The organism is Sphingomonas sp. TDK1 (genome assembly GCF_001650735.1).
Classification (GTDB): Bacteria; Pseudomonadota; Alphaproteobacteria; order Sphingomonadales; family Sphingomonadaceae; genus Sphingomonas.
The window spans coordinates 252,917-266,769 of record NZ_LXVY01000048.1 but is presented as its reverse complement, the minus strand read 5'-3'; the positions used below and the strand labels follow the sequence as shown (position 1 = coordinate 266,769).

At 65.2% G+C, this 13,853-nt stretch carries 13 protein-coding genes; 7 read left to right on the top strand and 6 right to left on the bottom strand.

Annotated elements, in window-relative coordinates:
* Positions 1 to 21: 21 nt before the first annotated feature.
* The 4 genes from A7X12_RS24165 to A7X12_RS24150 all read left to right on the top strand — a co-directional run bounded on the left by A7X12_RS24165 (position 22) and on the right by A7X12_RS24150 (position 3,137).
* A complete protein-coding gene (locus A7X12_RS24165) occupies positions 22 to 1,056 on the top strand; it encodes an ABC transporter substrate-binding protein (protein ID WP_064313972.1) in 1,035 nt (344 codons plus the stop codon).
* Complete coding sequence (locus tag A7X12_RS24160; RefSeq protein WP_064313971.1) at positions 1,053 to 1,607, top strand: prepilin-type N-terminal cleavage/methylation domain-containing protein; 555 nt, start codon at positions 1,053 to 1,055, stop codon at positions 1,605 to 1,607. The genes A7X12_RS24165 and A7X12_RS24160 overlap by 4 nt, the downstream gene beginning before the upstream one ends.
* Positions 1,608 to 1,642: 35 nt before the next feature.
* On the top strand, positions 1,643 to 2,491 hold the full coding sequence (locus tag A7X12_RS24155; protein ID WP_232318671.1) for a general secretion pathway protein GspK: 849 nt from the start codon (positions 1,643 to 1,645) through the stop codon (positions 2,489 to 2,491).
* 61 nt (positions 2,492 to 2,552) lie between these two features.
* Positions 2,553 to 3,137: a hypothetical protein gene (locus A7X12_RS24150; RefSeq protein WP_064313969.1), complete on the top strand. Its 585-nt coding sequence runs from the start codon at positions 2,553 to 2,555 to the stop codon at positions 3,135 to 3,137.
* A 3-nt stretch (positions 3,138 to 3,140) separates the two neighbouring features.
* On the opposite strand, the gene ybaK is transcribed toward A7X12_RS24150, so the two are convergent.
* Entirely contained in the window at positions 3,141 to 3,614 is a 474-nt protein-coding gene (gene ybaK, locus A7X12_RS24145; RefSeq protein ID WP_064313968.1) for a Cys-tRNA(Pro) deacylase, read from the bottom strand.
* A 136-nt stretch (positions 3,615 to 3,750) separates the two neighbouring features.
* On the opposite strand from ybaK, the gene A7X12_RS24140 reads away from it, so the two are divergent.
* The 3 genes from A7X12_RS24140 (at position 3,751) to A7X12_RS24130 (ending at position 6,364) form a co-directional block, all read left to right on the top strand.
* A complete protein-coding gene (locus tag A7X12_RS24140; RefSeq protein WP_064313967.1) occupies positions 3,751 to 4,473 on the top strand; it encodes a S8 family peptidase in 723 nt (240 codons plus the stop codon).
* A 146-nt stretch (positions 4,474 to 4,619) separates the two neighbouring features.
* Positions 4,620 to 5,027 carry a DUF2147 domain-containing protein gene (locus A7X12_RS24135; protein ID WP_064313966.1) on the top strand — a complete coding sequence of 136 codons (408 nt, stop codon included), beginning with the start codon at positions 4,620 to 4,622 and terminating at the stop codon, positions 5,025 to 5,027.
* Positions 5,028 to 5,083: 56 nt separating this feature from the next.
* Positions 5,084 to 6,364 carry an OmpP1/FadL family transporter gene (locus tag A7X12_RS24130; RefSeq protein ID WP_084446113.1) on the top strand — a complete coding sequence of 427 codons (1,281 nt, stop codon included), beginning with the start codon at positions 5,084 to 5,086 and terminating at the stop codon, positions 6,362 to 6,364.
* Positions 6,365 to 6,404: 40 nt separating this feature from the next.
* Here A7X12_RS24130 and A7X12_RS24125 read toward each other — a convergent pair whose 3' ends face one another.
* From A7X12_RS24125 to A7X12_RS24105, 5 genes are all read right to left on the bottom strand, one after another.
* Positions 6,405 to 7,289 carry a hypothetical protein gene (locus A7X12_RS24125; protein WP_064313964.1) on the bottom strand — a complete coding sequence of 295 codons (885 nt, stop codon included), beginning with the start codon at positions 7,287 to 7,289 and terminating at the stop codon, positions 6,405 to 6,407.
* Between the two features lie 420 nt (positions 7,290 to 7,709).
* Complete coding sequence (locus tag A7X12_RS24120; protein WP_064313963.1) at positions 7,710 to 8,612, bottom strand: HNH endonuclease; 903 nt, start codon at positions 8,610 to 8,612, stop codon at positions 7,710 to 7,712.
* A gap of 235 nt (positions 8,613 to 8,847) precedes the next feature.
* Positions 8,848 to 10,047: a GIY-YIG nuclease family protein gene (locus tag A7X12_RS24115; RefSeq protein ID WP_064313962.1), complete on the bottom strand. Its 1,200-nt coding sequence runs from the start codon at positions 10,045 to 10,047 to the stop codon at positions 8,848 to 8,850.
* The gene (locus A7X12_RS24110; protein ID WP_064313961.1) at positions 10,040 to 12,127 is read right to left on the bottom strand and encodes a DEAD/DEAH box helicase; all 2,088 of its coding nucleotides are present in this window, start codon (positions 12,125 to 12,127) and stop codon (positions 10,040 to 10,042) included. The genes A7X12_RS24115 and A7X12_RS24110 overlap by 8 nt, the downstream gene beginning before the upstream one ends.
* Positions 12,124 to 13,833, bottom strand: coding sequence for a DUF262 domain-containing protein (locus A7X12_RS24105; RefSeq protein WP_064313960.1), 1,710 nt, complete (start codon positions 13,831 to 13,833; stop codon positions 12,124 to 12,126). Before A7X12_RS24105 ends, A7X12_RS24110 begins: the two co-directional genes overlap by 4 nt.
* Positions 13,834 to 13,853 lie beyond the last annotated feature (20 nt).

Sequence of the window (13,853 nt, the reverse complement as noted above, 5' to 3'; positions counted from 1 at the left end):
TCGCTGAATCCGGAGTTCGCAATGGACCGTCGGTCCCTGCTGCGGCTGCTGCCCTCGGGCCTCGTCCTATCCGCGGCATCGCTTTCCTCCAACGCATGGGCGGGCGAGAAGAAGGACAAGCGTCCGATCGCCCTGTTGCTCCCGCTCACTGGACCGCGAGCGGAGCTGGGCCGTAGCATGCGACAGGCGGCGTTGCTCGCGGAAAACGCGGACTTCGTGCTGGCTTTCGATACCGGCGGTTCCGCCGAGGGCGCCGCGCGTGCGGCCGCCGATGCACTGCGCCGCCATCCCGCCCTTATGCTGGGACCTCTGATGGCTGCCGAAGTGCCAGCGGTGGGCAGTACGGTGGCGAACCGGGTGCCGGTGATTTCCTTCAGCAACGATTCGGTGCTGCGCCAGCCGGGCGTGTGGATCTTCGGCATCACCGCAGCGCAGGTGACGAGCGCCATCCTCCGCTATGCGCGGACGCGGGGCGTGCGATCCGTGGTGATGATCGACGACGGATCGCCCTGGTGCGCGGCGGCCAGCCTCGCCGCGGGACGGATGGAAAGCGAGATCGGGCTCAGCCTCCGCGTGCTTCAGGTGAAGCCGGGGCAGCCGCTGCCCCAAGCTGGAGACGCGCCCGATGCCGTGCTGCTGCCGGGCAGCGGCGAAGGCGTTCTGGCTGCGGCGCGGGCGTTGAAGGGGAGTGGCGTGCAACTCCTTGGGACATTGCAAGGGCTCGATAACCGCCCGGAATCGCTGGAAGCGCTCGACGGCGCATGGCTGGCCTGCCCTGATCCCGCAGCCTTCGCTTCCTTCGCCCAAGCCTTCGCCGCGAAGAATGGCGGCGATCCGGGCACGATCACCGCGCTCGCCTATGATGCGGCGGGTGTCGCCAATAAGCTGCGCGAAGCCAACGCGCTAAACATGAACGGGCTAGTCGACGCGAAAGGCTTCCACGGCGTCACCGGCCCAGTACGCTTCCGCACCGACGGATCGGTGGCACGCGACTTCGCTATCGTGGTCGCCTCGCGCGACGGCTATGCCAGCGTGGCGGTGAGTTCGGGCTCGTGACCAGGCGCCGCGAAGCCGGCGAGGCCGGCTTCACGCTGATCGAGTTGATGATCTCGCTGGGGCTGTTCGCGCTGATCGCGGTGGCGGGGCTGGCGCTGGTGGACGGCATCCTTCGCGTGAACGGCCGCACTGGGGCTCGGCTCGATCGTCTCGCCGCGCTTCAGCGAACGATGTTTGTTCTGACGAGTGATCTCGACCAAATGGCAAGCGGGACGATCGAGGGGCGTGGAGACCGACTGGCGTTCACCCGCAGTGCGCCTGGGACCGGCGGCGTCGCCACGCCGGTGCGCTATGCCGTAGCGGGCGGCGTGCTGGTCCGCGCGGCACCAGCACCGCAACTGCTGTTGCCCGGCGTGGTCTCCGCCCGGTGGCGCTTCTGGGACGGTGGCTGGATCGATCGCTGGCCGATCGACGGCAGCAAGGAAGCCAAGGAGCGCTGGCCGCGCGCCATTGCGCTCGACGTGCAGGCAGCGGGACCGGGCGGCGCTCCGGTGATGCTTCGCCGGGTGGTGACGCTGCCGGTCCGTGCTCAAGAGCCCACGCCGCAATGACCCGCCGCCGAAAGCCCAAGGACGACGAGTGTGGCATGATCCTCGTTAACGTGCTGATGTTCGTGGCGATCGCCAGCGGCCTTGTGCTGCTGATGATCGACCGGGAGGAGCTGGCGCTTGATCGCGGGCTGAGGATGCGTGAGGCGGCGCGGGCGCAAGCAATCGTTCGCGGCGGCGAACTGTCTGCATTGGTGGCGCTGCGTCGGGACGGCGAAACCGCCGGGGACGTCGATCATGCGCGCGAGCCTTGGGCCAAGATCGCCACCACGGCCGCGCCGATCGAAGGCGGCACCTTCGATCTCGTCATCGGCGATGCGGAAGGGCGTTTCAACATCAACTCGGTGCGTACCGGCGAGGCGGGTGCCGTTGTGCTTCTCCAGGAAATCGCCAACGCTATCGAGATGCCGCCTGAACAGGTGGTTGCTGCGATTCAATATGTTCGGCTCCAAGGGCCGGTGACGGACCTGCGCCCGCTGCGGCTGGCCGGTCTCGACCCCAAGGTTGCGGAGCGGCTGGAGAAGGTGGTGACGGCGCTGCCGGGAGCCACCGCGATCAACATCAATGCGGCCGAACCGGAACTGATGCAGATCCTGTTCAAGGATCCGCTTGTGGCGAGCCGCCTGCTGCAGGTGCGTGCGCGTCAGGGATTCCTGACGTTGAAGGATCTAGACGACCAGCACGTCACGCTGCCCTGGGGCTGCTCCTTCCGATCCACCTCGTTCTGGGTCCGCACGCGTGCGACGATCGGCGGCACGGCCCAGCAGGAGGCGACACTGATCCAGCGACAGCGCAATCGTGACGGCAAGCTGGAGACGGTACCGGTAGAGCGTTGGCGCTATGCCGCCGTGCCGCCGGGAGCGCCGGCCTTCGGCACCGCCCGTTGAGCCCGGCCGCGATTTCTGGTCTGGTGCGGGGCATGATCCTGGAGCGCAAGCCTTGGTCCTGATGCGCCTGTTCGGTCGCGGCGAAATCCGCCGCTGGCGCGATCTTCATGTCGCCATGGCGCGAGCGGTGCTGCAGCAGGCCGCTGCCGATCTCGTCGAAAGCTTCGATGCCGAACTTTCCGAAGCCGATTGGCGGGACGGCCTGATCGAGCAGACCCGCTTCGTTGCGGTCCGGATCGCGCCGGTCGTCCGCCAGGTGGCCGAGCCGCTGGCACGTCGCGTGGTGGAAGAAGCGGACCGCGCGCTGCAGCCGATAGCCTATCATCATTTGCAGTGGCAACCGCTACCCGTGGACGCCAACCTGATGCGCGACATGATGGAGGAACTGGGCGACTGGGCAGCTGCGGGCGGTGCAGCGCTCACCGGGCTCGTTCGCGGCGCCGCTACGGGCCTGCCGATCGCCGGTGGCCTCGGGAGAGGGTTACCCCGTGACTGGATGCGTCTGCGCGCCGAGGCGCGGTTGCGGGCAAAGGTGCATGGCTATGTCTACGCCACTGTGGTGCAGGGCCCCAAGGGAAGGCGCTCGCAGCTAGAACATGTCATCGACCTGTTGCAGGATGCCGCCCGGCATGCCCAACCCCTCTGACGATCAGGCGGTAATCGCCGTGACCTTGGCCCGAAGCAACTGTGCGGCGTCCTGCGGGGCAAGCCGCACCTGCAGCCCGCGCTGACCGCCATTGATATAGACATAGGGCTCCAGCGCCGCGCTCTCCTCGATCACCGCAGGCAAGGCGCGCATCTGGCCGAACGGGCTGATCCCGCCGACCTTGTAGCCTGAAAGTCGCTCCGCATCTGCCGGCTTCATCATCTCCGCCGATTTGCCGCCGAGCGCGGCGGCTAGCTTTTTCATCGCCACCTGCTTGTCCGAGGGCAGGATCGCCAGCACGGGCTTGCCATCCACCTTCACCATCAATGTTTTCAGCACGCGCGCGGGCGTTTCACCTAGCGCGTCTGCGGCCTGCATGCCGATCGCGTCGGCATCGGGGTCATAGTCATAGGCGTGCACGCTGAAGGCGATCTTCGCCGCTTCGAGCATCCGCGTGGCGCGGGTGGCCTTGGACATGGCTGGGTTTCCCTTGAATGGCCGGGCCGGTTCGCACGCGGCCCGGCTACGTGCAAGCCCGAAGGGCGGGTGAAGCGCTTGTTAACGCTTCCGTCTTAGCATTTTCCTTGGTTCGGTCGGTCGGGCGGAGGGGAACATGCCCTTGCTGGGGATGGCGTTGTTTGCGGCGGTCGCGGGGAGCAATCCCGCCATGGCACCGCGCGTGGCGATTATCGACAGCGGCGTGGCTGAAACTGCGGAACTGCGCGGTAAGCTGATCGCCGAATATGACCTCGCCGGGGAAGACCGACCCGCATTCCACCCGCGTTACGACCACGGCACTATGGTCGCCACCATTCTCACGCGCGCGGCAGCGGGGCAGGTGGGGATCGTGTCGCTGCGGATCGACGATCCTGCGGGATGCAGGCCGGGCGCCAACCCGCCCTGCCAGCCCAGTGCTTCGCCGATCGTTGCAGCGATCCGCAAGGCAATCGAGCTGAAGGTGGATGCGATCAACATTTCGCTGGCGCTGGCGGACGATGCCGCGATCACGTCTGCCGTGCATGATGCTGCCGCGGCGGGGATCGTGGTGGTGCTGGCGGCGGGCAACAATGGCCTTGCCCATCCCGGCAATCTGGCGATGGCGCGGCAGGGTTTCCCCAATGCGGTATTGGTCGGTGCGCTCGATCCCGGCGGCAAGCCATGGGCGGGCACCAACCGTCCCGATGCGGACGCCCGGGGCTATCTATATGTCTGGCAACGCGGCGTCGACGTGCCGACCACCCTTGCGGATGGTCGCGCCGTGACCGGCACCGGCACTTCCTTCGCGGCGCCGATCGAAACCGCGCGCCGCATCGCGCGCCGGCGGCGTACGGCCTGAAATTTTCCGAAACATACCGGCCATTGCAGAACTTTGAGGAATGGGTATGGTTCCGGCCCAGGAGAGGCTGGAACGTAAACATACGTCATGTCTGTCCTCGCTGCGGTTAATCCGCAGCGGGAACACGATATAATGGAAAAACAAGTATGTGGATAAGTTTGCTTGCCGCGATGCTGGTAGCCGCACCGCAAGCTGGAGAGGGTGTCGAAGGCCGCTGGAAGACCCAGACGCGCAATGCGATCGTGGAGATTCAGCGCTGCGGTCCTTCGATCTGTGGTCGGATTCTCACCTCGGATGCCCTGCGCTCCAACCCGGATCTGCGGGATACCCGAAATTCGAACGCGCAGTTGCGCAATCGTCCCCTCAAGGGTCTGCAGATCCTGGGCGGGTTCACGGCTGACGGCGCCAATTGGAGCAGCGGCAAGATCTACAACGCTGAGGACGGAAAAACCTACAGCGCGGACATCACGCTGGCCGGTTCCGATCAGCTCAAGTTGCGCGGCTGCGTGTTCAAGCCGTTCTGTCGCACCCAGACCTGGACCCGAGTTCGCTAAGCCGGCGCCGCCGCACCCTTTGCGACCTCCAGTAGCGTGAGAAAACCATGAAAAAGATGAAATTCCTCCTCGCCGCAGGCACGACGCTGGCGGCTAGCGCCGGCTTTGCGGGCGCGGCGCATGCTCAGGCCTTCTATTTGCAGGAACAGTCCGCCAAGGGTGCCGGTCGCGCCTTCTCGGGCGAAGTCGCCGATACGGGCGCAGCCTCGCTCTGGTGGAACCCCGCGGCCATCGCGAATGTCGAGCGCATCGAGGTCAACCTCAACGCTGCCGCGATCCTTCCGCGCGGCGAAGTCGTCGATACCGGCACGCTGATCCGGCGGCCGGGTGGCCAGCCGGCAACCGCGATCGGCGGCGAGACGACCAGCCGAAATCCGATCAACAACGGCGTTTTGCCGTCGGGCGCAGTCGCGGTACCACTCGGCAACCGCGTGGCGATCGGCCTGACGGTGACCTCGCCTTACAGCTTCACCACCGATTATTCGGCGAGCAGCTGGGCGCGCTATAGCGCAGACAAGACGCGGCTGCGGACCGTCGATATCCAGCCCTCGATCGCGGTGTCGGTGACGGACTGGTTGCGCGTCGGTGTCGCCGTGAATGTCGAATATACCGATGCCAGCCTCAGTAATGCGCTGCCCAATGTTATCGCCAGTCTGCCGGATGGCCGACAGGAGCTGAAGGGCGACGGATGGGATGTGGGCTGGAGTGCCGGCTTCCAGATGCACAGCTCGCGCGTTACCGCCGGCTTCAGCTACAAGTCTGCCATCCGCCACAAGCTGAAGGGCGATCTGACGGTGAGCGGGCTGGTCGGGCCGCTCCAGCCGAACAATGTCGCGTTGTCCGGCGTTCGTGCCGACTTCTATACGCCTGCGCAGCAGATTGCCGGGCTGCGCTGGCGCGCAACCGATCGGCTAACGCTTAACGGCCAAGTGGTGCACTATAATTGGGACAAGTTCGATGCGATCCGCCTGGGCGCACCGCTCAACCAGGCCATCCCGGAGAATTATCGGGAAAGCTGGAGCTATGCCGGCGGCGTCGATTACATGGTCTCGCCCGAACTGACCCTGCGCGCCGGCGTGCAGCGCGCGACCACGCCGACGCAGGATGGTCGACGCGATGCGCGTGTGCCCGATGCGAACCGCTGGAACTTCGGCGCTGGTGGCTCCTACGCGGTGACGCGCAATATCGTGCTCGATGCCGCCGCAAACTACGTCGACTTCGCCAACGCGCCGATTGATCGGGCTACCATTGCGGCGGGCTCGACCATTCTGACCCAGGGCCAGCTTCGCAACGCGCGGGCGTTCGTGTTCTCCCTCGGCGGGCGGGTGCAGTTCTAAAGCAAGGGCGGGTGGCGTTTCGGCGCTGCCCGCGTCAGCTTCAGGGCGCCTTGGGCGGCGTGGCTGGGCGGAGCTTGCGATAGGCGGCGACCAGAGCGGCAATGGCGCCCAGCAAGGCCGTTACCGCCGCAATGGCACCCGTAGGCGATTGTACCCAGGCGGTGATCGTGCCGAGGAAGTCCTGGAACCTGCCGATCGCGGAAACCGTCACCTTGATTTCTCGCGTCGTCGAATAGCGGCCGATGCGGCGGATGCTGCCGTCCGATCCTTCCAGCGCGATGCCGCTGCGTAGATAGAGTTTGAAGCTCGGGCCTGCCTTGGTTGGCGTCACTTGCCAGATCCACACCGGATTAGGCGTCTCGACCAAATTAAAGACTTGGCACTGCGCTGGGCCGATGGTGAAGGAGGGGTCGCCGCTGAGGCAGGCAAACATTCGCTGGCCCAGCTTGACGACATGCGTTTCCACTTGCCCGGCCTCTCGATCGGGCACGATCTGGCCGGCGACCATGTTGGCAGTCTCCGCCACCTCGCGGGCGATCTCGGCATTGTTAGTGGATGAATCGCTGGCGGTTGCGATCTCGCCATTCTCTCCCTGGATCGCATCCGGCAGCGCGCTCACGCTGTATCGCACCGTCGTTTGCTGATCGCGGACCATCACCTGTTCGGGTTGAAACGCATCTACTCCCGCCTTCACGCTGGTGATGTTGCGGGCGAACTCGGCGCAGTCGGCGGCAGTCTCCCGCGTTCCCGTCACCGCACATGGCACGCGAGGCTGAGGTGGCGCAGCAGCTTCCCCGCTATTCTCGGCCGCTGACGCGGACTTCATGCTGTTCTCGGGGACATAGCTTTCGTTGTTGCTGGTGCATCCCGCAAGGAGCAGCGGCAAGATCAGCAGCGACGGATTCGATACGCGTGCGAACGCCATGGTTGGATACCCCCTCCATCCCGGACCGTTGCAAGCAGCGTATCCCGAATCCGAGGCGAAGCGGAGTCCGAATGCGGGTGCGCCGGAGTGGTGGAAGCCGGGCTCGCTTGCCGTAATCGATGGAGCCGACGCCAAAACGGAAGAAGCCGCGGAAAACCGCGGCTTCTTGCCATTTCAAGAAATGGTCGGGGAGAGAGGATACCCGACCAATTAGGGTCCGCGCTAAGTTATTGAAAACACGTGATCGAAACTGACCCATTTTCGGGCCGGTGTACACTCGCGCGTACACTCAAGGTTCGGCTGCAGTCAATCTGCGTGCCCTCGAATTCCTATTGTCGAAGCCCGCGCCCTAAGATGACCCCCATCTCGATTAGCACATAGGGCGTAGGCCCCCAGCGAACGCCGATCGGCGCGCCATCGCTACTGCTTGAAGCAATGCTCCCGGTGCCATCGCACGAATTGCGGGTGGGGACGGTCGCCGGCGTGCGACGGCAGGATCGCCCGCCCGCTCGCGTTGATGATCGATCGGATGCTCTCAGGGTCGTTGGCCTGCCGGGAGATCAGGATCCGCAAGTCATCGTCCAGGCCGATCAGGCCGCGATCGAACATCCAGTGCGCCGTGCCGGACAGCGCGAGCCCGTTGCTGAGGATATCTGGGCCATTGGCCTCGACTGGTCGGATATGCGCCGCTTCCACTTCCGCCCGACCGCCCCCGTTGATCAGCTTTAGGCCTGTAACCGCGCAGCGCTCGTCATAGGCCCGTAGGACGATCCGCCGGAAGACGCGGTCGCGGACTACGCGCGAAACCAGCATGTCGACGCGCTCGCGCGCTTCGTCGAAACCGAACGGCGAGCGCGCCTCACGGACCACCGAAGGCGCTTCGGCGAAGCCTGTGCGGGGCAGCAACGGGTCCGGCTCGGCCAGCCCAGCCTCGACGATGCGATTGAAGTCCGTTGCCGACAATCCCCGCACCGCCGCCTGAGCGCGGCCGGAGATGCCCCCGGCCTCATTCAGCAGCCCCCGCTCGATAACTAAGCCGTCTGCGTTTGCGAAAGACACCGGGTTGGCGAAATCGAGATAGCTACCGGGCTCGATCACGGCGACATACATACCCGGCGCACTGTCATCGGGGACGATGCGTTCCACCCGCGCTACTGCGAAGTACCCGCGTGTGTTCCGAACCTTGCGCGGTTCGTAATAGACGATCCAGTCGCCGATACAGGCACGGGCGCGGCTGAGATACTGGGGCGGGAACTGGTACCGCTCCGCCGGGATATCCCGGTAGTTCGAATCGAAGCGGTGAATGAAGACGCAGAAGGCCATGCAGAAGCTTACTGGCGCTCCGCGCCAGCGCGCAGCATCTCTCTAAAGGGGCCGAAGCTCTGTACAGTTTCAAGCGATGTAGCCTCGCCAAACAGATACCTAGCCTCTAAGGCAAGTAAATATTGGAAAAAATTCAAGATTCCCTCAATTTGACGTCCGACATGTAGGAAGCTGATTGTCCAACCGCCTGCCCATGTTCTATGGAATCTAGTCAAGCTTTGCATTGCTTGAACAATCACGACACAATTGAGACCAGCGCGGCCTCTTTGGCATCGTAGGTCATCCCCGCCAGCGTGCCGTCGCCAATCCGCGCAACGATCTCGTCCACTATCGGAAGCGGCACCAGGAACCATTCACGTGGTCGGACTGGCTTGCCGAAACGATCTGGAATCTCAATGTCGAACCGGACAGCTTCGAGCACCCGGTGGATCAGTGCCTCCAAGCGAGAGCGGTCGATATCATACAGCTTGTACGTTGCGACGATGTCGACGTCAGCAAGCAGATAGGTGGCGTCGTCGGCAGCACCTGCGATGCGCGCTTCGACGGAGCCGCCGGTGATGCCAATCTTGTGGATCAGGTCGCGGTGTGCGGCGATCGTGGGGTGTGTGGATCGGCTGCGCAGGACATAGAGCGTGCCCGTTGCCAGTTGATCGGGTTCAACGTCGGACGGCTGCTCGAACAATGGGCCTGCAACCGGCTCACTGATCCGCCGGCCGCCCTCGTCCTTGTACAGGGCGCGCTGGAGGGACCGCAGCAGCAGGTCGCTCTCCGTGCCGTTGGAATAGATCACCCGCAGCCGGGCATCGGTCTCTCCGTTCGGCGCCTTGATGGGGTCGCCGACCTTCGCGACATAGGCGATGTGCCCGCCCAGGATGAAGAACTCACCGGGCAGGATCTCCGCCTTGGACAGCCCCAAATCGCGAACGAACGGGCGCGTGGTGCGCACGCCTGCGTCGAGATCGGCCTGAACCTGCGCGAACAGCGGCTTGAAGGTCGCGAAATCCTCGCAGCGCTTGGCCTCGGCTACCTCCTCGGCAGCCTTCCGCTCGCTGGCGGACCGTACGTTCCGCAGCTGGGTGATGTCGCCCTCGGCGCCGGCATCGATGCCCAGTTCCGCTAGCAGCGCGCTATCGTCGAGATCGTCCAGGGCGTCGCCCTCGCTCGCCTCCAGCAGCCCGTGCACGTCCATCTCGGCCAGCAGGTCGCGCGCGTCGGGCAGCACCCGCAGCCGATCGAGCCGTACCGCATAGAGCCGCTCGAAAATGTCACGCCCTTCGCCGTGCTGGGGCGCGCGACCATGCTCCTCGCGGAACTTCACGATATCCTCGAAGCCCGCGATGATGCGCTCCTCGCGCGGCGTGCGCGCGCGGGCCTTTTTCGGCGCGAGGTCGACGCCCAGTTCGGCGAGGATGTCGTCGTCCGTCATGTCAGCCATTGGCGACAGCCTCCGCCGCCTGCGCCTTGGCGCGATAGCGGGCGAAGGCGGCGACGCCCTCGGCGAGCTGGCGTTCCCAGGGGTCCTGGGACGTCACCTCCGGCGCGCGGCCGCGTTCCCGCTTCCACTGCACCGCGCGCAGGGCATAGCTGCGCGCTTCCTCCTCGGTGAAGCTCGTCTTGCGGCCGGCGATCGCCGCCTGCACCTGGCGCAGCGTGGCCTCGTTCATCGCTTTGGCGAGGATCGCATAGGCCGCGTCGAACGGGTTGATGCGGTCGATCAGGTCGATGTCGAGCTCGCGCACGTTCATGAACTTGCGAACTCCGTCGACGAACGAGGTGTTTGCCTTCAGTTCGCCGGTGCCGTCGTCGGTGGCGCTTTCGGTGACGATCTTCGCCGCCTGCTGGGTGATGTTCAGCGCGGCGATGGCGTGCTGGCGGATCGCCTCCTGGTCGGTGTCGCTCAGCTCGGGATAGCGATCGCGGACGATCTTGCCCATGCGGACGACGGTCAGCTCCTCCGGCACCACCTCGGGGTCGAACAGGCCGCGTTCGATCGCCTGCTTGTCCTGAATGAAGCTGGTGATCACCTCGTTGATGTCCTCGGCGCAGATCCGCTTGCCCTCGGTCGAGCTGGGTAGCAGCAGGTCCTTCAGCTCGAAGTGAAACTGGCCGCGTTCCTCGTTGAAGCCGACATTGGTGTGGCCTTCTTGATAACCGCCCGGGCCATAGTCGAACCCGTCCTTCGGCCCGGCATCCTTCGGCGTGAAGTCGAAGCGCGGCGCCAGCACCTGCTCCATCAGCAGGCTGGCGGCGATCGCCTTCAGCGTATCGTTCACCGCCTCAGCGACCACATCGTCGGCAGCCGCCGGCTCGGCGATCAGATTGGTGAAGCGGGCGACGGTCTTGCCGGGCGCATCGCGGGTGGCGCGGCCGATGATCTGGATGATCTCCGTCAGGCTCGAGCGATAGCCGACGGTCAGCGCATGCTCGCACCAGATCCAGTCGAAGCCCTCCTTCGCCATGCCCAGCGCGATGATCACGTCGACATGGTCGCGGTTGCTCCGCGCCTCCGCGCTTTTCAATGCTGCCGACACGCGATCGCGCTTGGCGGGATCATCATCGACCAGATCGGCGACCTTGATCATCTTGCCCGCAGCCGTCTCGATCAGATGGAAGCCGGTCACCGGGTCGGTGCCCTTCCACGTACCGAGGTGATCCATGATCTCCTCGACCTCGCGGTGCTTGTCCTTGGTGCTTTCCCGGCTGTTGACGCTGGGAATGTGGACGATCGTCTTCACCGCCGGATCGAGCAGATCGTTGATCTTGTCGACATAGCGGCCGGTGTAGAAGCTGTAGGCGATGTCGAGCGTCTTCAGCCAGCGATAGCCGTTGAGCTGCTCGTAATAGGTGTAGGTGACGGTGGTGAACTTCGCCTCGTCCTCGGGCGCCAGCACCGCCATCGCGTCGCCGCGGAAATAGCTGCCGGTCATCGCGACCAGATGCACCTTGTCGCGCGCGATCAGCTGGCCCAGCTGGGCGCCCAGCCGGTTCTCGGGGTTGGCGGAGACGTGGTGGAACTCGTCCACCGCGATCAGCCGGCCGTCGAACGCCTCGATGCCCAGCTCGTCGACCGCGAAGCGGAAGGTGGCGTGGGTGCACACCAGCACCTTGTCGTCGCTGGCCAGGAACTCGCCGACCGCCTTCACCTTCGACTTGGCGACCTTCACATCGTCGGCGCCCGGCGTGTTGCACAGGTTCCAGTGCGGCTTCACCGTCCAGTCCGCCCAGAAGCCGTGCGCGGTCAGCGGCTCGTCGGCGAAGCTGCCGCCGATCGAACGCTCCGGGACCACGATGATCGCCTGCCGGACGCCCTGATTGGCGAGCTTGTCGAGCGCGATGAACATCAACGCGCGGGATTTGCCCGAGGCCGGCGGTGACTTGATCAGCAGATACTGCTCGCCGCGATGTGCATAGGCGCGCGCCTGCATCGGCCGCATGCCGAGTTCGTTGGCGCTGGCCGAGGCGCCGGTCTGGCCGGTGACGAGGCGCACGGCGGGGATCGTAGAGCTGGAATTCATGCCGGCGACCGTCCTTCGCAAAGGTCCATCATATCGGTGTGAATACGCGCGGCGCGCGCATCGAGGAAAGCATCGTAATCGTCGGCGACCAGCGCGTCGAACGGCACCAGATGACTTTCAAGCCGCTGCCGCACCCCCGCCTCCCCCAGGTGCGCCGCCTCGGCACGCGCCCGAATATAGGTGCTGGGGGTCTGCGCCCCAACACGGCGATTCGTGGTCCAGGTGATCAGCGCACAGTTCAACGCCCGGTTGACGCGCTCGTCCTTGCGGTCGCCACTGAGGACCCCGACCGGGAAGAGGTGATGAAATTCCCGGCTGTAGAAATTCGTCGCGGTGATCGATGCCCCATCGGCGAAGTCCAGGCCGCCCCGGCGCAGCCCTGTGGCCATGATAGCGCGTGGCAAGCGATCCTTGCGCCCCGGCCAGCCGGCCGCGCGCAGGTCGGCAAGCGTCGGAAGCGGGTAGCTTTCCTCGTCGAACAGCTCGCACATATCGGTTGCTTCGCCGGCGATCGTGGCCCGCAGCACCCGATAATCGGCATAGGCGCGCGTGGCAGAGGTTTTGCCGTACCGATCCGTGTAGCAGCAGCGCCATAGCGCCTTGCGGATCAGCGCACGCGCGTTGCCGCCCTTGTCGAAGTCATGTTCGGGCACGTCCGCCCACAGCGCGCAGGTGAGATAGACGGCAACCTCGCTGGGAAGGCTCCGATCGTTGAAGATCGCTTCCGACTGAAGGAACTCGATGCCGTGCCGGAAGCCGTGCTTCAGCCGCGGCCACACCTCGGCGAAGGCCTTGCCGAACGACATTTCGAGATAGGTCTTTTTCAGCGGCGGCTTGTTCATCAGCAGCGCAGCGACCGAGAGGATCGTGTCCTCGATGCGGCCGTAATTGCGGGCGAGCGGCACCGCATCGGCCAGTTCCTCGACCATGTCGTGCAGCGAATCGCCCGTGGCGCTCTCCAGCTGCGCAACGACGATGTCGAAATCCTTGAGCGGCGTCGCGGAGGTGTTCATCCGGATAAACACGTCCAGCGCGGTATCGCGGCCGGTGGTGGAACTGAGCGACAGGAACGGGATGTCGTATTTCGCCACCCGCTGACGAAGACGATCGACGCGCCGCCCGACCTCCCGCGTGAACAACGGGCTATGTTCCACCGCGGCTTCCCAGGCCTTCATCGTCGCCTCTCCGGCCGATCCAGGACACAGTATCGGCAGCGGGATCAGACCCAGCTCAAGCGTCGCTACTGGATCGTTTGCCCAGGCAGGCTCGCGGACGCCCCTGCGGTCCCAACGGCCGATCAGCCGCACCACGGGCGCGTCCACACCGGGCTGCACCTCCACCTCCGTCTCGCCGTCATCCGGCTGGGCCGAGGCGAGGCTGACGAAGACGTCATGCGCGGGATAGTCGCCGTTCAAGCTGCGCCACAGCGCCGTCATGCGCTGCTGGCCATCGAGCAGGTGCAAGGACGGCTTCGACTGCGGCTCCGGAGCGCCGACGATGGGGCGGGAATGGAACAGCTCCTCGTCGCCAACCTCCAGCGTCAGCAGGGCACCGATCGGCAGCGGCGGCTCGCGCAGGATATTCTCCAGCAGCCCGGCGACCTGGGTGGGCTTCCATGCCTCGTGCCGCTGGAAGCGGGGCAGCACCACCTGTCCCTGCTTCACCATGGCGAACCAATCCTCGATCTTCTTGTTTCTGGCTTCCATCGTTCCCCCCGGTGGTATGG

What these genes read in the sequence shown, in the direction of transcription:
- A7X12_RS24165 (WP_064313972.1), top strand. Translation starts at nt 22, where the DNA reads ATGGACCGTCGGTCCCTGCTGCGGCTGCTGCCCTCGGGCCTCGTCCTA.
- A7X12_RS24155 (WP_232318671.1), top strand. Translation starts at nt 1,643, where the DNA reads ATGATCCTCGTTAACGTGCTGATGTTCGTGGCGATCGCCAGCGGCCTT.
- A7X12_RS24150 (WP_064313969.1), top strand. Translation starts at nt 2,553, where the DNA reads ATGCGCCTGTTCGGTCGCGGCGAAATCCGCCGCTGGCGCGATCTTCAT.
- ybaK (WP_064313968.1), bottom strand. Translation starts at nt 3,614, where the DNA reads ATGTCCAAGGCCACCCGCGCCACGCGGATGCTCGAAGCGGCGAAGATC.
- A7X12_RS24140 (WP_064313967.1), top strand. Translation starts at nt 3,751, where the DNA reads ATGCCCTTGCTGGGGATGGCGTTGTTTGCGGCGGTCGCGGGGAGCAAT.
- A7X12_RS24135 (WP_064313966.1), top strand. Translation starts at nt 4,620, where the DNA reads ATGTGGATAAGTTTGCTTGCCGCGATGCTGGTAGCCGCACCGCAAGCT.
- A7X12_RS24130 (WP_084446113.1), top strand. Translation starts at nt 5,084, where the DNA reads ATGAAATTCCTCCTCGCCGCAGGCACGACGCTGGCGGCTAGCGCCGGC.
- A7X12_RS24125 (WP_064313964.1), bottom strand. Translation starts at nt 7,289, where the DNA reads ATGGCGTTCGCACGCGTATCGAATCCGTCGCTGCTGATCTTGCCGCTG.
- A7X12_RS24120 (WP_064313963.1), bottom strand. Translation starts at nt 8,612, where the DNA reads ATGGCCTTCTGCGTCTTCATTCACCGCTTCGATTCGAACTACCGGGAT.
- A7X12_RS24115 (WP_064313962.1), bottom strand. Translation starts at nt 10,047, where the DNA reads ATGGCTGACATGACGGACGACGACATCCTCGCCGAACTGGGCGTCGAC.
- A7X12_RS24110 (WP_064313961.1), bottom strand. Translation starts at nt 12,127, where the DNA reads ATGAATTCCAGCTCTACGATCCCCGCCGTGCGCCTCGTCACCGGCCAG.
- A7X12_RS24105 (WP_064313960.1), bottom strand. Translation starts at nt 13,833, where the DNA reads ATGGAAGCCAGAAACAAGAAGATCGAGGATTGGTTCGCCATGGTGAAG.